The following is a 19,139-nucleotide window of genomic DNA, read 5'->3' as shown; positions in this document are numbered from 1 at the left end:
CTTAGACTCCCGGCTTCACAAGCGCTCCTTGAGAGAAGCTATCATGGAATCCCACGCATCGGCTGCCGGATCAAGCGCCGTGCGTAATGGCTCGTATTTCTTCCGGGTGACCGCCCGGGCGAGCTGAAACTGCACGGACTTCGCGACTTCGGAAATTCGGCACGCGTCTTCAATTGCGGACGCGAATTCGCTCGCAGAAAGCCAAGCCAGGTGATCTCCGGCAAGCTCGAAATTGGCACCGAACTGGCGCAGCGTATTGAATGCGTACTTGTGAAAGAAGCCAAACGGCCGCTCTGCGACTGCTTCCACCTGCTGCGGAAACACTTCGGCAAAGGCGCGAATCGGATTCGAGACTGGGCGGCGACCGAAGTGAGTTCCTAGTAGCCTGCGTGCCATAGTGCTGACATGCGCCGTATCCGGCATGCGAACCGGAAATTTCGCGAACTCGGTGTAGGGAAGGAACGACGGATCGTCCGCCGTCAGTTGCAGCTGGAACAGCCCCTCGAAGTCTTCACCCTCAAGCTGGAAATAGCCGCCATTGTGGAAATACTCCACGCGCTTGCCGGTGAGATCGAGCCTGTTGATCGCCACGGTGGTCTTGCCATGCTCGGTCCGATAGGCGGTACCCTGAGTATCGGGCATATAGAACGAGTCCATCTCGATCAGGCAAAGGCGCCCGCGTGCGATCTGCACCTCGATATGCCGTTCGACGCGGTCGAAAATGGCAAGCTCAGTGACGCGGATGTCATAGAGTGACTCGAGATCCTCGAGCGGCACCTTGAAGAAGGTGAACTGATCGCCCTCGAAGTCCTGCGTAAGCGTAAAGCCAAGCATCGCCTCCGGTACTGCACCGCAGCCGCTCAGCACTTCGATCCAGAGGTCGACATAGCAATTGGTTTCAGGCCACATGCGCTCGCCGGAATGGAGCGGATGCGGTTGATAGCCGTCCGGGCGGACCCGCGGAAAGACGGCTCTCATCGTTTCATTCAGCCCCACAGCGCTTGACGCACCTTGGAAGGCCAATGCTTGACCTCGAGCCCGTGGTGATGAAACAGCGCGAGCGCGATGCGCTCAAGCCCGAAGCCGACGCAAGCGGTGTGCGCAACGCTCTCGTCTTCGAGGTACAGGCCCCATTTCGCACCAAATGCGTCCTGGTGGTAGTTGAAGCTCATGCAGGCCGTCGGCTTGGCAACCGAGGTGATCGGGATAAGCAGCTCGAACTTCAGGTTCTGATCGCGCTGATTATTGGCCAGCATCTTGCCGGCACGGCCGAAGAACGGGTCGTTCGCGACATCAATGGTCATGCCCAGACCGACCGCCTGCATCATTTCGACGCCGCGATCCATCCAGCGTTGACGGAAATCCGTGACGTGCTGCTCGGTCCCCATGCAAATATATTCGCGCATGCGGAAAAGCTGCTGCCTCGCAGGATCCTGCGAAGGCTCGTGGCGGAAGCAATAGGATTGCAGATCGAAGAGGCCGCCGCTCATCGGCAATTTGCCGCGCCGAGCGACAGTCGGATAAAGCGGATAGCAGGCCGCAGGCGTCAACACGATGTCGGTTGCCTGTTGATCCTTGGTCCAATCATCGCCCACTTCCATGCATTGAAGGAGGCTGATGTGGTCGAGTTCGCTGCCGCAGAAACTGTGAACGGTGCCGGCAAGCTGCGGGAAGCTCTTCATGTAACCGCTCTTCTCGAAGAAGGCGCGGTTCATCCCGGGCGGAAAGCGCATCGCTTCCGCACCATCGGCGCCGCCGAACCTGTCGATCAGGCGCTCGAAGGCGGCGATCACGTCTTCGAATTGTCCGCTGCGCCCGTAAAGACCGTCAACGCCCGTATCGATCAAGAGACCCGATTCGAAGAGCCTGTCCAGAAACGTTGTCTGCACGTCCATATCGTCACCCCAGTAAGCTAGTGTCCTGCTTGTGAACAAGAAGCATGCTCGACGTATTGCCGAGGATGCGGTCGTTCGAGATCATGAGTTGCGCCGAGTGGGCATCGCGCAGATGGCGGCCGACGCTGAATGGCGTGCCGTTCTTGTAGCCCATGATCCCGCAAATCAGCATCACGTGATTGACGATCTCGAGGATCGTCTCAGATGAGGCAATCTTTACGTTGTTCATCGTGACGGCGAAGCCCATGGAAGAAAGCTTGTCGGCGTCGCTCCTGACGTCCTCGTAGGCCTTCAGACCGGCGACAACGTTCGATCGAACCATCTGCAGCAAGTTTGACACCTCGGCGAGCCTCAAGGCTCCGGGCGGTGGCGTACCCGGCGACTTGCGCGCTGCGGCGCGCACGAACGCCTGTGCACGGCCAACCGCGTCGACCGCGATGCCATACCACACGCTGCTCCAAAGAAGGTGCGACGATGCCAGCATCGATTGCGCCGCGATCTCTGCGAAAGGCTTCGGCAGGATCTGTTCGGCCGCAGCCTCGCCCTTGAAGAGGAAACCATCCGAGCAGGTACCGCGCATGCCGAGCGTGTCCCACGTATGCGTTTTTTCCAACGTGTACTGCTCCTTCAAAAAGACGGTCAGCACCTGATCGGAAGAGGCGGCAGTTGCGTGGGCACGCGAGGTAACCATGATCGCATCGGCGTGGGAGCCGTAGGATATGACGGTCGCATCTTTCTCCAGACGGCAAATGTCACGATCCACCTCGATCGCGCAGATGCTATTCCTGAGATTGCCGCCGATCCCGCCTTCCGTCGTTGCCGACGCGACCAGCAATTGCTCGGCAGCAACACGTAGCATGAAGGCCCGATGCCACTCGCTCTCGCCGCCGTGCTCAACAAGGCTGCAAAGCTTGATGTGATGCATGGCGAAGACCATGGCAGCCGCAGCACAAGCCTGACCAAGCATCGAGCATAACTCGGCGATCTGTGCGATCGTCGCGCCTTCGCCACCGAAATGGCGTGGGATCTGAACGCCTAGCAAGCGCTCGGCCCTCATTGCCTCCACGGCTTCGTGCGGGAACCTCCCTTCAAAATCGACGGAGTCTGCATGCTTTGCCGCAATCGCTGACACGCGCGCGGCTCTGGCGGCAAGATCCTCTTGCGCGATTTTGACCGGAAAGTTCATTCAGGCGACCTTCCGGCTATCTTTGATCTGGTCAACGGTCCTTGCGATCGCCGCGATGCTGGCGAAAGACTTGCGATTCAAGAGATTGTCGGGAAACTCGATATCAAAGGCTTCTTCGATGCCAAGCATAAGCTGCACGGAAGCGAAAGACGTTAGGCCGACCGCATAGAGGTCGGCATCATCGGCGACCTGGTCGACAGAGACAGGGAGCTTTCCAAATTTGACCAGGAGCTCACGGATCGTAGTATTCATTATGACTTCTCCAAGATGATCATATCTCGAGTGGCGAAACCGCCTTGTTCTCGGAGTACGCGTAGTCTGGAAAAGACAAAATTGTCCTAAATGACGTAGTTAAAGTCAGCTAAGCTTCTCAGCTAAATTCCTACGAAAGAAACGGGGAAGAGGGGGGCTTGTGTTAGATTTCAACATCTTGCTCGAGAGCTGTATTTTTGGGTGACCAACGGATCTTGTGACACATTGTCCAATAACAACACTTCTTTCGCCCATTTTTGACTAGGCGACCGGCGGATACAGGTGCTCGCCGCCGCGATAATCCGAAACCGAATAGCAGCCTTCGCCCATCTCACTGATCGACTGAGGAGCGATCACTGCTTTGCCATGGCCACCGGGTATGTCGAGTATGTAGGTGGGCTGGCAAAGACCTGAAATCCGGCCACGCAATGCGGCGACGATCTTCTGCCCCTCTTCGATCGTCAGCCGAAAATGGCTCGTGCCGGGCGCCAGATCGGGATGATGCAAATAGTACGGCTTCACACGCGTCTCGACGAAGGCCTTCATCAACTCCGTCAGCACCGCCGGATCATCATTGACGCCCTTCAGAAGCACCGATTGGCTGACCAACACCATGCCGGCATCGATCAGGCGAGCGCATGCTGCGCGCGCCTCGGCGGTCAGTTCGCGAGGATGATTGGCGTGCAGCGCCACGTAGACGGTCTTGCCACTCGCTCTCAGGGCCGCAATCAGGGCCGCATCCACCCTCGATGGATCAACCACGGGAACCCGGGTATGGAACCGCACGATCTTGACGTGGTCGATCGATGCCAGTTCGCGAAGAATTTCTTCCAGCCGTCGCGGCGACAACACGAGCGGATCGCCGCCCGTCAGGATCACTTCCCAGATTTCCTTATGGTCACGGATATAGGCAAAGGCCGCAGACATTGCCTTGGGGTCAAGCGTGCCCAAGCCTTGCGGACCAACCATCTCGCGGCGAAAGCAGAAGCGACAGTAGACGGGGCAGACATGCACGGCCTTCAACAGCACCCGGTCGGGATAGCGATGAACGATCCCCTGCACGGGACTATGGGCTTCGTCGCCGATGGGGTCGGCGCGCTCTTCGGGCGCAACGATCAGCTCGGCTGCGTCAGGCACGAATTGCCGGGCAATCGGGTCCGAGCCATCGGCGCGGTCGATCAAACCTGCAACGGTCGGAGTCAATGCAACGGCGTAGCGTGCGGCGACATCAGCCAGCGCGTCCCGGTCTCTCTGACCCAGCAGCCCTGCGCGTTCCAGCCCTTCGACGGTCTTGATAGGCCCGATACTGTTCATCTGCCGTACTCCGCGACCGGCGCCCACATTACCTGATCGATCCGCGACGCACCGGTTGCCAGCATCACCAACCGATCGAAGCCGAGAGCGATGCCACTTGCCTCGGGCATGATGGCAAGCGCTTCCAGAAAATCCTCGTCCAGGGGATAGCTCTCGCCGTAGATGCGAGCTTTTTCAGACATCTCGATCTCGAAGCGACGGCGCTGTTCCGCCGGATTGGTGAGCTCGCCGAAGCCGTTTGCAAGCTCGACGCCGCAGGCATAGACCTCGAAACGTTCCGCAACACGGGGATCAAGCGCCGATGGGCGCGCCAGTGCCGCTTCCGACACCGGATATTCGTCAAGAATGGTCACACGGTCGAAACCCAGATGAGGCTCGACCTTTTCGACAAGCACGCGGCTGAACAAATCCGCCCAGCCATCGTCGTCTGCAACGCGCATGCCGATCCGCTTCACTTGGTCAGCGAGATGCGCCCGGTCCGTCGCACCATCGGCGGAAACGGATGCCAACAAATCAATGCCGGCATAGCGCTCGAAAGCCGCGGCGACACTGATCCGGTCCGGTCCGGCAAACGGATCGCAATCCCGGCCCTTATAGGTGAGCCGCGTCGTCTTCATGGTTTCCGCAGCAAGCGCCAGGATCCGAACGCAGTCCATCATCAGGCTCTCATAGCTTTCGCCCACGCGATACCACTCGAGCATGGTGAATTCCGGGTGGTGCAAGGGGCCGCGCTCGCGGTTGCGATAGACGTGGGCGAAACAGGTGATGCGCTGTTCGCCGGCCGAAAGCAGCTTCTTGCAGGCGAACTCAGGCGAGGTATGCAGGTAAAGCGGCGCCGCCGTCTGGCCATCCGTCGTCAAGGCTTCGGTGGCAAATGCATGGAGATGCGCCTCGTTGCCGGGCGAAACCTGCAGCGTCGCGGTGTCGACCTCCAGAAAATCCTCATTCAGGAAGTAGCCGCGCAGCGCGGACTGGATCGCATTGCGCCCGATCAGGACCGGACGGCGGTCCAAATGCACGCTCGGCGTCCACCACGGCGATACTTTGGCGATCGAGGGATTCATTGGCATCGTCCTGACCGGCCTTCCAACGCTAGGGCTGGCTATTTGCCGGATTTTAGGTTAGTTGCGCCCCCAAAGAACAATCAATCGCGTCTTCGGGGCAGTATCGACAGTCCTCTACGACGCCAAAAGCCGAGTTACAAGGAAGTCTTAATGGTCAAGGTCATCGCCTCTTCCGTCCGCAAGGGCAACGTTCTCGACGTGGACGGCAAGCTCTACGTCGTTCTGACGGCCCAGAACTTTCATCCGGGCAAGGGCACGCCGGTTACGCAGGTCGACATGCGTCGTATCGTCGATGGCGTCAAGGTCTCCGAGCGCTGGCGTACGACCGAACAGGTCGAGCGCGCCTTCGTCGAAGACGTGAACTTCCAGTATCTCTACGAAGATGGCGAAGGCTTCCACTTCATGAACCCGGCGACCTACGACCAGGTGGTCGTGAACGATGAAACGATGGGCGATCAGAAGGCCTATCTGCAGGAAGGCATGACCTGCATCCTGTCGATCCATGAAGGCGTTCCGCTGGCTCTCGAGCTGCCGCGCCACGTGACCCTCGAAATCACGGAAACCGAACCGGTCGTTAAGGGCCAGACGGCTTCGTCCTCTTACAAGCCGGCAATGCTGTCGAACGGCGTGCGCACTATGGTGCCGCCGCACATCAACGCCGGCACGCGCGTCGTGATCGCCACGGAAGACAATTCCTACGTCGAGCGCGCGAAGGACTGATCGTCCACCGCATGCACTGAGAAAATTATGCCGCTTCGGAAACGAGGCGGCTTTTTTGTTGTCGGCAGTTACGCTGATCCGGCGGGTGTTCAAACAAAAAGCGCCGGTCGGGCCGGCGCTTTCGATCTCAAAAATAGTAATCCTATCGCCTTAGTAGCGCGGGCAACGTGCCTCGTAGCGGCGGCCGTAGCGGTCTCTGTAGACACAGTAGCCGCGACGTTCAACGGACTGGCCGATCAGTGCGCCAGCGAGACCGCCGGCAACAGCACCGATTGCAGCACCGCCCCAGCTATGGCTGACGGCACCGCCGATAATAGCGCCGGAACCCGCGCCGATTGCGGTTCCCTGTTCCGTCGCCGTGCAGGAAGCAAGTGCGCCGACGAGGGCGCCAATGAGCACAATCTTCTTCATCATGACATAACTCCCAGTTTTTTCGTCGCTTAGATGCGACCCATTAGCACAAGAATAACAATAATCAGGAGAACTAGCCCTAAACCGCCGGAAGGTCCATAGCCCCATCCGCGGCTATAGCCCCAATTTGGTAAGGCGCCGATCAAAAGCAGAATAAGGATAATGAGCAGTATGGTGCCAAGCATGGTTCAAGTCCTCGAGGTCATTACACCTGGAATGGACGAGAAACACACCTCACCGATTTTTGTTCCATCTGTATCAAATGTTTGGATTTAAGGGCAAAACGATCTCATCGTGCGCCGTTTTCCGTCCCGCCGCGTAATATTAACCCATGACAAAAGATACGGCAGATGTCGCTCGTCTTTTTCGGGCAAAACGACATTGACAGCCTGGACATAGATCGCGTTGCACGTATGCCGCGAATTTCGCGATTCAGCATCTTGTGGGAAAAAGTGATTCAAAATCAATACTTAGCCGTGAACAAACACTGAATCATGCGGAGTCTGCGATTCGTCTCCGATTCGTTCTCAAGCTGTTCCGAATCGCAAAACGAGCAATCTGCAAGCTATTCGCGCAACAGAAAACTGCAGAGTAAATTCAAATCGGCCCTTGCGTTTGAGACAACGGCTGTCCATGTGTGTGCTGCTCGGAGAGGAGCTGACTTGACCTGGGGCACCCTCGCCTCATCTGCAGGACCATGACACTGACATCGCAGCCGATGATACTGAGTGGGCGCGGAGTAACCGCGGTGCTCGGACCAACCAATACCGGCAAGACGCATTATGCCATTGAGCGCATGGTTGCCCATGGCACCGGCGTGATCGGGCTGCCGCTGCGGCTGCTGGCGCGCGAGGTCTATACACGCGTCGCCGAAAAGGTCGGAATTCAAAACGTTGCGCTGGTAACGGGCGAAGAGAAAATATCGCCTCCCAACGCCCGCTTTTCGGTCTGCACCGTCGAGGCAATGCCACGCGAGACGAAGGCGGCGTTCGTCGCCATTGACGAGGTTCAACTCGCCGGCGACCTCGAGCGAGGGCACATCTTTACGGACCGGATCCTTCATCTGCGCGGCCGCGACGAGACGCTGTTGCTCGGCGCCGGTACAATGCGTCCGATCCTGCAGCAACTGCTCCCTGGAATTACCATCGTCGAGCGTCCCCGGCTTTCCCACCTGTTCTATGCCGGACAGAAGAAGATTACCCGCCTCCCGCAGCGCTCGGCGATCGTCGCCTTCTCTGCCGACGAAGTCTATGCGATTGCCGAGTTGATCCGCAGGCAGCGCGGCGGGGCCGCCGTCGTTCTCGGGGCCCTCAGTCCGCGCACCCGCAATGCGCAGGTGGCACTCTACCAAGCCGGCGATGTGGAATATCTGGTCGCCACGGATGCGATCGGCATGGGCCTCAATCTCGACGTCGACCACGTCGCCTTCGCGCAGGATCGCAAATTCGACGGCTATCAGTTTCGTAACCTCAACCCCGCCGAACTTGGGCAGATTGCCGGCCGTGCCGGTCGACATGTTCGCGACGGGACGTTTGGCGTCACCGGTCAGGTCGATCCCTTTGATGAGGAATTGGTTGAACGCATCGAAGGCCACGAGTTCGACAATGTGAAAGTGCTGCAGTGGCGCACGAAGAACCTCGACTTCAGCTCCCTGCATGCGCTCCGCGTGAGCCTTGAGACCGGCCCTACGGTTTCTGGCCTGACACGCGCGCTCCCCGCCGTCGACCAGCAAGCGCTGGAACAGCTGTCGCGCTACCCCGAGATCATCGACCTTGCGAACAATCCGGCGCGCGTCGAGAAACTGTGGGAAGCCTGCGCGCTTCCTGACTATCGCCGCATTACACCGGCCCAACACGCCGATCTGATCTCCACCCTCTTTTCCGATCTCGTCCGCTATGGCACGGTAAACGAGGACTTCCTTGCCGAGCAGGTATATCGCGCGGATCGAACAGACGGTGAGATTGACACGCTTTCGGCGCGAATCGCGCAGATAAGGACTTGGACCTATGTATCGAATCGGCCCAATTGGCTTGCCGATCCGACACACTGGCAGGAAAAGACGCGGGAAATCGAAGATCGATTGTCCGATGCGTTACATGAAAGGTTGACGAAACGCTTTGTTGATCGCAGGACATCTGTGCTCATGAAGCGCCTGAGAGAGAATGCGATGCTGGAAGCTGAAATCAGTGTAAATGGCGATGTCTTCGTAGAAGGACATCATGTGGGGCAACTGTCGGGATTCCGGTTCACGCCCATTTCGGGAGCGGAGGGACCGGACGCTAAGGCTGTCCAGTCTGCTTCGCAGAAGGCGCTCGCTCTGGAATTCGAGGCACGTGCGGCTCGCCTCCATGCGGCCGGCAATGGCGATCTCGCGATCAGCTCCGACGGTTCGATCCGTTGGTTGGGCGACCCGGTGGCGCGCCTGGCAGGCAGCGATCATGTCATGCGCCCGCGTGTCATCATTCTCGCCGACGAGCAGTTGACCGGCAATGCCCGCGACCACGTGGCCGCTCGGATCGAGCGCTTCGTAAATCATCACATCAGCACCGTTCTGAAGCCGCTTGACGATCTGTCCCGCGCAGAGGACCTGCAGGGCCTTGCAAAGGGCCTGGCATTCCAGCTTGTCGAGAACCTCGGCGTACTGTTCCGGCGCGACGTGACCGAAGAAGTGAAGTCGCTGGATCAGGATGCGCGGGCCTCAATGCGCCGCTACGGTGTCCGCTTCGGCGCCTACCACATCTTCGTTCCGGCACTTCTCAAGCCCGCCCCGGCAGAGCTCATCACGCTCCTCTGGGCGTTGAAGAATGATGGCCTCGACAAGCCAGGTTATGGCGATCTCATTCCCGTGCTGGCGGCAGGCCGTACCTCGGTCGTTACCGATCCGGGCTTCGAGCGCACCTTCTACAAGCTGGCCGGCTTCCGGTTCCTTGGCAAACGCGCGGTCCGTATCGACATTCTGGAGCGCCTGGCCGACATTATTCGCCCGCTCCTTCAGTGGAAGCCGGGCCAGGCCAATCGTCCCGAAGGCGCTTATGACGGTCGCCGTTTCACGACGACAACCGCCATGCTTTCGATCCTCGGCGCAACGCTGGAGGACATGGAAGAGATCCTGAAGGGGCTCGGCTATCGCGCCGATGCCGTCAAGGCGGAAGAGGCAGCTGCCCATCTGTCGGCTCAGGACGCTGCCGCAGCGCCGGCGACCGAGACGGCGGTTGAGGATAATGCAGAGAAGGCAGATCACGACGATGCCGACAGCGCATCGGAGGAAGCCCCTTCCGAAGCCCCAGCTGCTGTTGAAGCAGTGGCAGCCGAACAGCCGGTCATCGCAAATTCCGAAGAAGCCGAGGAGCCGAAGCCGGTCCTTCTCTGGCGCCTTGGTGGCCGTACGGACAACCAGCGTCAGGCTCGCAGCCCGGGCGAACGCCGTGGCGGCAACAATCGCGGCCAGGACCGGGGGTCCGAACATCGCCGCCAGGGTGCTGCGAATGGCGAGGGCCGCGACGGCAACCGCCAGCATCGCGGCAAGGATGGCGGCAAGCCACAGCAGGGACGCGGTGACCGCAACGAACAGCGTGGCGACCGTCAGGACCGTGGCGACCGCAAGGATCGCAACAACAACCGTGGCGGACCACAGCCGTTGCGCTTCGAGGCAAAGCCACCGCGCAAGGAAAAGCCGATCGATCCGGATTCTCCTTTCGCCAAGCTCGCTGCCTTGAAGGAGCAGATGAAGAAGTAAGCGGATGAGCAGTGAGACACAGCCAGGAAGCGGTTCGCGGCAGCGCATCGACAAGTGGCTGTTCTTCACGCGCATGGTAAAATCGCGCTCGCTGGCACAAAGCCACATTCAATCCGGGCATGTGCGGATCAATGGCGAGCGCGCCCTTCAACCGAGCCAGATGGTCAAGACGGGCGACAGGGTCGAGCTGGCGCTGGAGCGCCGCGATGTTGTCCTCATCGTCAAATCGGGCGGCGAGCGACGTGGTCCCTACGAGGAAGCCCGACTGCTCTATGAGGACCTGACTCCGCCACCCGACGAGGCAAAGCGCCTGACACCTTACGAACAGGCGATGCGCGCTACGGGCACGGGCAGACCCACGAAAAAGGACCGCCGTGCAATCGACAAGCTGATGTCGGACGACGATTAGAAAACTCTGTCCGAACAGCCGGGTTTTGCGACGTCTTTATTCTTGAAATCCGCAGACAAAGCCGATACGTCACAATCAACTTGCCGGATAGCGTAAATGCCTCCCCCGCATTTCACTGCTTCCTTTCCGGTTAGGGGAAAGGCGCGACGTTCCAGGTTGCCCGGCCCCATTGTGTGGAAGTCCTGGAGTTCTTCATGACCTATGTCGTGACCGACAATTGCATTCGTTGCAAATATACCGATTGCGTGGAAGTCTGCCCCGTCGACTGTTTCTATGAAGGCGAGAACTTCCTCGTCATTCATCCTGACGAATGCATCGACTGCGGCGTTTGCGAGCCGGAATGTCCTGCCGAAGCCATCAAGCCGGATACGGAGCCGGGCCTCGACAAGTGGCTCAAGGTCAACGCCGAATATGCGAGCATTTGGCCGAACATCACGATCAAGAAGGATGCCATGCCGGAAGCCAAGGAAATGGACGGCGAAACCGGCAAGTTCGAGAAGTACTTCTCGGAGAAGCCCGGAGCGGGCGACTGATCTTCCGGCCCCAAACCTCGGCCTGAAACCGGGTTCAGTGACGTAGAAAATGCCTGAAGCGTGCCTGCAGCATATGGGTGTCATGTGTTGCGCGCATGACTCAGGTGCAGCAAATTATTGATTTCGTCATATTTTTGTGATAGCTTGCCGACACTGATCCATTTGCGGCATGAAGTATGCCCAAACCACCACGAAAGCAAAACAAATCCAAAAACGCGGTTTCCGTGACATATCAACGCCTTGAGCTGTGAGGCTCTAAGCTTGTGCGCATGGAGATGTTTGTTTTTGTCCGGTGGGACCAGAAGTAAGTCACCCGACGGATCCGACCGTCTCATCCGGGCTTGACTGACCCGGCTCCGGCTGCAGCCGGGAGCGTAACAGGGAGTGTTTGAATAGAATGACGACCCAGCAGAAAAAACCTTCTTCCGCACGTCACGGCTTCAAGACCGGTGAATCGATCGTGTACCCCGCACATGGCGTCGGTACCATCAGCGCCATCGAAGAGCAAGAAGTAGCAGGCATGAAGCTTGAACTTTTCGTTATCGATTTCGAGAAGGACAAGATGCGCCTGAAAGTGCCGGTCGCCAAGGCCATGAGCATCGGCATGCGTAAGCTCTCCGAAACCGATTTCGTCGAGCGTGCATTGAAGGTTGTGCAGGGCAAGGCGCGCGTCAAGCGTACCATGTGGTCCCGTCGCGCCCAGGAATATGATGCGAAGATCAATTCCGGCGACCTCATTTCCATTGCTGAAGTTGTCCGCGATCTCTATCGCGCCGAGAACCAGCCGGAACAGTCCTATTCCGAACGCCAGCTGTATGAAGCTGCACTTGATCGCATGGCACGCGAAATCGCTGCCGTGAACAAGATGTCGGAAACCGAAGCCGTTCGCCTCGTCGAGACCAACCTCAACAAGGGTCCGAAGCGCGGCAAGGCAATCGAGGAAGACGAATCTCAGGATGAAGCTGCATAAGCTCTCCTTGTTTTTCCTGCAAAAAAACCCGGCCTTGTGCCGGGTTTTTTATTGGAACTTTTTCCGACGTGGCGCGTTTTAAAGATGTAGCTGCGGACCGCGTCGGGAACTGACATTACCCTCCTCGAACGCTCGCATCCTGGAAACGATCGATGAGGAGCGGATCATGCCTTCCACGTTCTGCCTATCCGGCAACTTGAAGAAACTGGTCCTACCCGGCCGTATTACCGGCGCATAACCCTAAGCTAGGGCCCCATCTGGAAACGTCCAGAGTTCGGGGCCTTTATACGTTCAAGACATGAATTTGATCTGGGCAGCCAATGTCCGGAAGCAAGATTTCTTTGCCCTTTTTTGGCGTCACGCCTCAGGAGACCGATATGAAGAACATGTCAGCAGACCGGCGCATGATCAAAATCGCCATGGCGGCTCCCTACCTTGCTCGCGAAGAGGAACACGATCTCGCAATCCGCTGGAAGAACAATGATGATCGTGGTGCCCGCAACCAGATCGCCATGGCCCATATGCGTCTCGTTATCTCCATGGCCGGGAAATTTCGCAATTTCGGCCTGCCCATGAGCGACCTTGTCCAGGAAGGATACGTCGGTCTGCTGGAGGCCGCGGCCCGTTTCGAGCCCGAGCGCGATGTCCGCTTCTCCACCTATGCAAGCTGGTGGATCCGCGCCTCTATCCAGGACTACATCCTTCGCAATTGGTCGATTGTTCGCGGCGGTACGAGTTCTGCCCAGAAGGCCCTGTTCTTCAATCTTCGCCGTCTGCGCGCCAAGCTTGCCAGGGGCGACACGCAGCTCACGCTCCAGTCCATCCACCAGGAAATCGCGGCAGCCCTCGGCGTCAGCCTTTCAGACGTCCAGACAATGGACGCCAGGCTCTCGAGCAATGACGCCTCGCTCCAGGCGCCCTCAGTCTCGGGTGATGCCGACAGCGCCGAGAAGATGGATTTCCTCGTGAGCGACGATCCTCTGCCTGACGAGCAGGTATCGAACATGATCGACGGCGAGCGCCGTCGCAATTGGCTCGCTTCGGCCCTGAAGCACCTCAATGAGCGGGAAATGAAGATCATCAGCGCCCGCAGGCTCGCCGAAGATGGCGCTACGCTTGAGGAACTCGGTGCAGATCTCGGCATTTCCAAGGAGCGCGTCCGGCAGATCGAAAGCCGGGCGATGGAAAAACTCCGCAGCGCTCTCGTGAGTGCTGACCCGTATATGGCCGCATCGGCCTGAAAGAGCTTACTCCCCCAGTGATGCAATTGGCCCGGTGAAAACCGGGCCTCTTTTTATTCTGCAATAATCTTGACGCGGTCGCCGGGAGAGACAGCGGCGCCGGTCGGCAGGGCATTGATAAGCTTGAAGAGATCGAGCTTTCGATCCGTGCCCATCATCCGCGAAGCAAGCGTCGTGATGTTCTCGCCCGGCCGTACCTTGACGACCCGGACCCGCAGAGGCTTCAGGGAAGCCGTTTCATCCGGGGTCATGCGGCGGAAGCTTGCCCGCAAGACGTCGGCCGTCTGCTGCAAGACCGGGCTTCCCTTCGGGACGGCCGTCAGGAACCGGAAAATCTGCGCATTGTTGCGGATCACCGTGACGTCGAAATCCCAACGATCTGCACTCGCGCGTGCCGTTGCGGCCTCCATACCGTTGACCGTGATCTGCTGAATGGTCGACGGATCGAGACCGGTAACCCAGCCGCTCGAGATATAGTTGGTCAGGCTTTGGTTCTGGTTATCGGCAACACCATCGAAGCGGATTGCGATGTCGCCCGGACCGGTCGCCATAACCGCCTCGACCTTGTTGTCGATCTTGAAATCGGGAGGTACGTCGAAGCGAATGCCAAGCCCGCCATGCAGGAAGGTCTGGCCGCGGACATAGCCTTCCTCCGGGCTGTCGCCGTAGAGCAGGCCATCGATCCCATCGAGATAATAGTCCCTGCCCGTATCGCCAACTTTGCCTTCCTGGCCGAAGGCACGTGCATGATCGCGCGCGAGTTCGATGCGCTGCGCAGAGTTCGGGTGGCTGGAGAGGAAGTCGAGGCTCTGATCCGCCTCAGGATCGACCGACATGAAACGACTATAGGCGGCCATGGAGTCCAGGAACCGCGCAGCGGCATAGGGATCATAGCCTGCTTCACCAAGCATACGGACGCCGATCACGTCGGCCTGCAATTCCTGCTGCCGCGAGAAAGCAGCCAATCGGAGCTTGCCGCGCGCCAGAGCCTGCTTGCCGGCAATATCGCTCGACAGCACCTCGGCAACGACGCGGCTGGCGATGACTTCCGCCTCCTCGCGCTTCTGCCGTTCGATGCCGTGGTTTGCCGTAACGTGGCCCATCTCATGCGAGAGAACGGCAGCGACCTCGGATGCATCGTTGGCGAGCGCCAGCAGACCGCGTGTCACATAGAGATAACCGCCCGGCAGAGCGAATGCGTTGATAGCCGGGGAGTTCAGGATGGTGATGCGATAGGACTGGCTCGGGTTCTCGGAGACGGCTGTCAGCGCGCCCGTGATCCGGGCGACCAGGCGCTCGGTCTTTGCGTCCTTGTACTCGCCTCCATAGCTCGCAACGATGCGCGGATGTTCGCGCGCACCCATGGCCGCGCGCGGATCGTTCTTCTGGACTTCATCGACGATCTGCGGATTGGAGGACGGCGCAACGCTTGGCTGATAGGACTGCTCGAGAATGGACTGACAACCGTACAGCGCCATGCTCGTCGCACAGACGACCGAGGCTCGTCGCACCAGACGGCACGCAGACGAGAGCACATCACTGGAAGGCGCGGGGAATTTCCACGTCGGCATACTGTCCAGTCTGGCTCTCCAAGTCATCTTGCGTGTCAACCGGTCCGCTTCCGCGACCCGGCCGGTCTCATCGTGATTCAACAGGCGTCCGTCCCCGCTCTTGCACTGCACAATCGGGGACACAAGTCTTTGCTGTAACTGATTTCCGCATCGGTTGCATAGCGAGACTCTAAGTAAATGTGGCGCCGTTGTATTTTAGCAAGCCTAACGTGCTTTGAGTTTCCTCGGTCGCCTCAAATTATGGCGAAAGTGCCGTTGCGACTGCCAGATTCGTCAACTGCGGAGAAATTGCGTCAATCCTGGATGGTCCGCTCGGCCCAGAAATTCGTCAATTGGAGCCGCCACGACAATCCTGCCGTCTTCAAGGAAAAGACCGAAGTCTGCGATGCGTTTGACCTCGTCCGGATCGTGCGAGACGACGACGACGGTATTGCCGGTTTCACGATGCATGTCGAGCAGCAGCGCCGCCATTCCGTTTCGCAGACCGGGGTCGAGGGCCGCGAAGGGCTCGTCCAGCAGCAGCACCGGCCGGTTGCGAACAAGCGCGCGTGCAAAGGCTACCCGCTGCCGTTCCCCGCCGGAGAGCGTCCCTGGCATCCGCCGCTCGAAACCGGCGAGCCCCACCTTTTCAAGCGAAGACGAGATGGTTCGGCAATCTGCGGTCGTGAGTTTCAACGACGGGCTAATGCCAAGGCCGATGTTGGTAAAGATATCGAGGTGCGCGAACAGATTGTTGTCCTGGAAGACCAGGGAGACCGGCCGCTGCGCCGGGTAAACCTCGGTCACATCTTTTCCGGCGATCAGGATCCGCCCCTTGAGAGCCGTGTCGAAGCCGGCAAGCAGATTGAGGAAGGTTGACTTGCCGGCCCCGGACGTCCCCGTCACGGCAATCACGGCACCGGTGGGAAGCCGGCAATCAAACTGAAAATTCTGATTGCCGAGCTGAAGACCGACCTGCTGCATCTCGATCGCGAACTCAGGATCAACCATGGACGGCAACCTCTCGGCGCGCTGGGCCCATCGTACCGGCGATCGTGAGCAACAGGCAGACGACACCAAGGATCAACGCCAGCCCATCGGCATCGTTCGTCCGATAGCTGCCCATGCGGCTATAGACGAGCCATGGCAGGGTGACGAAGCTGTCCGAACCGAACAGCGCAACCGCGCCCAGATCGCCGAGCGACAGCGCCATCGCGAACGAAAATGCCGTAAGCATCGGCTTGAACAGTGCCGGCGTGTCGATGAGGCGCAGCCGTGCCCAACCTGTGACACCGAGGCTCGCCGCAAGCTTCTGCGTCCGATGCTTGTGGACGATGAAAGCCGGTTCAAGGACGCGCATCACAAAGGGCAGCGACATCAACGCGTTGATGGCGACAATCAGCACCGGAGCGACGGCGCTCACATTACCGAGATTTCTCAAGGCAAGGAACCAGCCAGTCGCAAGGACGATTGGCGGCACGAGCAACACCAGCGACGACGCGCCGCCCAAGGCGGCAAAAAGAAACCTCCTGCCGAAGGCTCCTGAACCCTGGAGAAGCGCCGCGCGGCGCGCGCTCACCAATGTCATCGAAATCAGCAAAGCGAGAGCAGCCGCCGAAATCGAAATAACCAGACTGGTCGCAGCCGATTGCCAGAAGATGGGCTCGCGCAAGAGCTTCATCAGATCGGACCGCAGGCCGGCCAGGACCACGGACATTAAAGGGAGCGCTAGAAACAGCGTGGCAAGCAGCAGGACGCCACCATCCACAAGCCGCGCGCCCGGCAGTCGCCCATCCGGACGCCTGACAGGCTTGCCAACTGTCATGCCCTCATCCTCCGGAGCGGGAAGAAGCGACAGCGCCCCGAGGATCATTGATGTAAGTACGATCTGAAGCAGGGAAAGCGTAACGGCCCGGCCAGGGTCGAAATCGAAGCGCAGGGACTGATAGATGGCAACCTCGACCGTCGTTGCCGCAGGGCCACCACCCAACATCAGCACAAGCGTGAAGCTCGTGGCGCACAGCATGAAAATCAGGCCGGCGATACCGGGGACGACCGAGCGCAGGACCGGCCATTCGATGAAGCGAAAAGTCGAGCCGGAGCGCATGCCCAAGCCACTCGCCATCAGCCAATATTCCGATGGCACACGGTCCAGTGCGGCCAGCATCAGGCGGGCCGCCAGTGGCATGTTGAAGAAGACATGCGCCAGCAGGATCCCCGAGAGCCCGTATATGCTGACCGGTTCCGCCAGGCCGAACTCAAGCAGCGCCGAGTTCATGATGCCCTGCCGCCCCCAGATACCAATCAATCCGAGCGCCCCAATCAGAACAGGAAGCCCCATCGGCACGGCCATCAGCCTGATAATCCAGATACGGCCGGGGAAATGCCGTTGACGCGCCAGGGCTTGCGCGACCGGAATGGCAAAAACGATGGAGAGCGCGGTGGAGAGCACGGCCTGCAACAGCGTGAAACACAATATCCGCAGGATGTACGGTTCAAACACGGTCGCAAGAATCGACGAACCGCCGCTCGAGAGAAGCAAAGCAAGGACCGCAAGGCCGACGAAAGCGATAATGCCGGCGAGGCTCGCGGCCCCGCCGAGCATCGCCCGTCGCATCTCGGCCTTGGTCAAAAGCATCAGTTCATGCTCATGGCAGCCAGCCACTCGTCGATCCAGGCTTTGCGATTCTCGGCAACTTCGTCCGAGCTCATCAGAAAGGTCTTTGACGGATTCACGAGCTTGCCGAACGCATCCGGCAGTGGTTGCGATGTCGCGGAAACCGGCATCATCCAGTTGTTGGTCGGAATGGTGTCCTGGAAGCCCGGGGTCACCATGAATTTCAGGAAATCGCGCGCAAGTTCCTTGTCAGGCGCATTCTTCAGCAGTCCGGCCACTTCGATCTGTATGTAATGGCCCTCTGAAAATGCAGCCGCCTGGTAGCGGTCCGTATTCTCCGCGACCATGTGATAGGCAGGCGACGTCGTGTAGGAAAGCACCATCGGTGCTTCCCCCTTGGTGAACAGCCCATAGGCCTCTGACCAACCGGGCGTTACCGTCAACACCCGCTTCTTGAGTTTTGCCCAGGCCTCCGGCGCCTTGTCGCCGTAGACGGATTTTACCCATAACAGGAGACCGAGCCCGGGCGTCGAGGTGCGTGGGTCCTCGATGACGATCTTCTGCGAAGGGTCGCCTTCGACCAGATCCTTCATGCTTTGCGGAGGGTTCTTGATCGTCTGCGTGTCGTAGATGACAGCGAAGTGGCCATAGTCGTACGGCACGAATACATCGTCCTTGTAGCCGCCCGGCACCTTGAGCCCGCCGACATCGATGCCGCTCGCATCGAACAGGCCGGTCGCCTTCGCTTCCGTGGTCAGGTTGGTGTCCAGGCCAAGCACGACATCTGCCTTCGTGCCGGCGCCTTCGAGCTTAAGACGCGACAGCAGTGCCACACCATCCGCCACGCTGACGAAACTGACGTTGCAGCCGCAGGTCTTCTCGAACGCTTCCTTGACCTTCGGCCCCGGACCCCATTCGGATGTGAAGCTTTCATAGGTGTAGACGGTAAGCGTCTTGCCTGCCGCCTGTGCACCGGCGCCGGCCAGGCCGGTAGTCGCGATGAAGATCGTGGCAAGCAACGAACGGCTCGGGAATTTGAATTTGAACATGGCACCTCTCCTCTGGTTTGCTTGAAGGGGAAAAGGGCGGTGCCAGATGTCACGCGTCTAATCCCTCCGCCGGTGTTAGCCGGATCAGGTTCCGCGGGTTGGCTTTCAGCCTCTCAGCCGCGCGCCTTATGGCACGGGCACCCCGTTAGAGCGCTTGAGATGTATCGCCACGCTTGGCGTCTTGCAAGAGGC

18 protein-coding genes and 1 riboswitch are annotated in these 19,139 nt (G+C 59.2%); of the genes, 6 read left to right on the top strand and 12 right to left on the bottom strand.

Features of this window, described 5'->3' with window-relative positions:
• Positions 1-15: 15 nt before the first annotated feature.
• The 6 genes from IB248_RS16465 to epmA form a co-directional block, all read right to left on the bottom strand.
• The gene (locus tag IB248_RS16465) at positions 16-978 is read right to left on the bottom strand and encodes a DUF1839 family protein (protein ID WP_192241235.1); all 963 of its coding nucleotides are present in this window, start codon (positions 976-978) and stop codon (positions 16-18) included.
• A gap of 8 nt (positions 979-986) precedes the next feature.
• Positions 987-1,895 carry an amino acid--[acyl-carrier-protein] ligase gene (locus IB248_RS16460; protein WP_192241234.1) on the bottom strand — a complete coding sequence of 303 codons (909 nt, stop codon included), beginning with the start codon at positions 1,893-1,895 and terminating at the stop codon, positions 987-989.
• Positions 1,896-1,899: 4 nt separating this feature from the next.
• The gene (locus IB248_RS16455; RefSeq protein ID WP_169683183.1) at positions 1,900-3,081 is read right to left on the bottom strand and encodes an acyl-CoA dehydrogenase family protein; all 1,182 of its coding nucleotides are present in this window, start codon (positions 3,079-3,081) and stop codon (positions 1,900-1,902) included.
• Positions 3,082-3,333: an acyl carrier protein gene (locus IB248_RS16450; protein WP_018855877.1), complete on the bottom strand. Its 252-nt coding sequence runs from the start codon at positions 3,331-3,333 to the stop codon at positions 3,082-3,084.
• Between the two features lie 261 nt (positions 3,334-3,594).
• The gene (locus IB248_RS16445) at positions 3,595-4,647 is read right to left on the bottom strand and encodes a lysine-2,3-aminomutase-like protein (RefSeq protein WP_169683185.1); all 1,053 of its coding nucleotides are present in this window, start codon (positions 4,645-4,647) and stop codon (positions 3,595-3,597) included.
• Positions 4,644-5,711, bottom strand: a complete 1,068-nt coding sequence (gene epmA, locus IB248_RS16440; RefSeq protein ID WP_192241233.1) for an EF-P lysine aminoacylase EpmA — start codon at positions 5,709-5,711, stop codon at positions 4,644-4,646. Before epmA ends, IB248_RS16445 begins: the two co-directional genes overlap by 4 nt.
• 150 nt (positions 5,712-5,861) lie before the next feature.
• On the opposite strand from epmA, the gene efp reads away from it, so the two are divergent.
• The gene (gene efp / locus IB248_RS16435; protein ID WP_018855880.1) at positions 5,862-6,431 is read left to right on the top strand and encodes an elongation factor P; all 570 of its coding nucleotides are present in this window, start codon (positions 5,862-5,864) and stop codon (positions 6,429-6,431) included.
• A 150-nt stretch (positions 6,432-6,581) separates the two neighbouring features.
• On the opposite strand, the gene IB248_RS16430 is transcribed toward efp, so the two are convergent.
• Entirely contained in the window at positions 6,582-6,845 is a 264-nt protein-coding gene (locus tag IB248_RS16430) for a YMGG-like glycine zipper-containing protein (RefSeq protein WP_018855881.1), read from the bottom strand.
• A 26-nt stretch (positions 6,846-6,871) separates the two neighbouring features.
• Positions 6,872-7,027, bottom strand: a complete 156-nt coding sequence (locus IB248_RS16425) for a DUF3309 family protein (protein WP_018855882.1) — start codon at positions 7,025-7,027, stop codon at positions 6,872-6,874.
• A gap of 512 nt (positions 7,028-7,539) precedes the next feature.
• Here IB248_RS16425 and IB248_RS16420 point away from each other — a divergent pair.
• From IB248_RS16420 to IB248_RS16400, 5 genes are all read left to right on the top strand, one after another.
• Entirely contained in the window at positions 7,540-10,578 is a 3,039-nt protein-coding gene (locus IB248_RS16420; RefSeq protein WP_113469703.1) for a helicase-related protein, read from the top strand.
• 4 nt (positions 10,579-10,582) lie between these two features.
• Positions 10,583-10,987 (top strand): RNA-binding S4 domain-containing protein, encoded by a 405-nt coding sequence (locus IB248_RS16415; RefSeq protein ID WP_018855884.1) that lies wholly within the window; start codon positions 10,583-10,585, stop codon positions 10,985-10,987.
• Between the two features lie 194 nt (positions 10,988-11,181).
• Positions 11,182-11,520, top strand: a complete 339-nt coding sequence (gene fdxA, locus IB248_RS16410; protein ID WP_025658085.1) for a ferredoxin FdxA — start codon at positions 11,182-11,184, stop codon at positions 11,518-11,520.
• Positions 11,521-11,917: 397 nt separating this feature from the next.
• Positions 11,918-12,490 carry a CarD family transcriptional regulator gene (locus IB248_RS16405; RefSeq protein ID WP_007528356.1) on the top strand — a complete coding sequence of 191 codons (573 nt, stop codon included), beginning with the start codon at positions 11,918-11,920 and terminating at the stop codon, positions 12,488-12,490.
• Positions 12,491-12,867: 377 nt separating this feature from the next.
• Positions 12,868-13,731, top strand: a complete 864-nt coding sequence (locus IB248_RS16400; protein WP_018855886.1) for an RNA polymerase factor sigma-32 — start codon at positions 12,868-12,870, stop codon at positions 13,729-13,731.
• 53 nt (positions 13,732-13,784) lie between these two features.
• On the opposite strand, the gene IB248_RS16395 is transcribed toward IB248_RS16400, so the two are convergent.
• The 4 genes from IB248_RS16395 to thiB form a co-directional block, all read right to left on the bottom strand.
• Positions 13,785-15,329: a M48 family metalloprotease gene (locus IB248_RS16395; protein WP_026371606.1), complete on the bottom strand. Its 1,545-nt coding sequence runs from the start codon at positions 15,327-15,329 to the stop codon at positions 13,785-13,787.
• 246 nt (positions 15,330-15,575) lie between these two features.
• A complete protein-coding gene (locus IB248_RS16390) occupies positions 15,576-16,292 on the bottom strand; it encodes an ATP-binding cassette domain-containing protein (protein WP_018855888.1) in 717 nt (238 codons plus the stop codon).
• Positions 16,285-17,919 (bottom strand): thiamine/thiamine pyrophosphate ABC transporter permease ThiP, encoded by a 1,635-nt coding sequence (thiP, locus tag IB248_RS16385; RefSeq protein WP_192241240.1) that lies wholly within the window; start codon positions 17,917-17,919, stop codon positions 16,285-16,287. The genes IB248_RS16390 and thiP overlap by 8 nt, the downstream gene beginning before the upstream one ends.
• Positions 17,919-18,947 carry a thiamine ABC transporter substrate binding subunit gene (thiB, locus tag IB248_RS16380; RefSeq protein WP_113469699.1) on the bottom strand — a complete coding sequence of 343 codons (1,029 nt, stop codon included), beginning with the start codon at positions 18,945-18,947 and terminating at the stop codon, positions 17,919-17,921. Before thiB ends, thiP begins: the two co-directional genes overlap by 1 nt.
• Before the next feature lie 44 nt (positions 18,948-18,991).
• A riboswitch (TPP riboswitch) is annotated at positions 18,992-19,102 on the bottom strand.
• Positions 19,103-19,139: the final 37 nt, after the last annotated feature.

This window comes from Rhizobium sp. RHZ01, assembly GCF_014851595.1.
Classification (GTDB): domain Bacteria; phylum Pseudomonadota; class Alphaproteobacteria; order Rhizobiales; family Rhizobiaceae; genus Rhizobium; species Rhizobium altiplani.
Note: the sequence above shows the minus strand (reverse complement) of the source record. Positions and strands in the feature narration are given on the sequence as shown.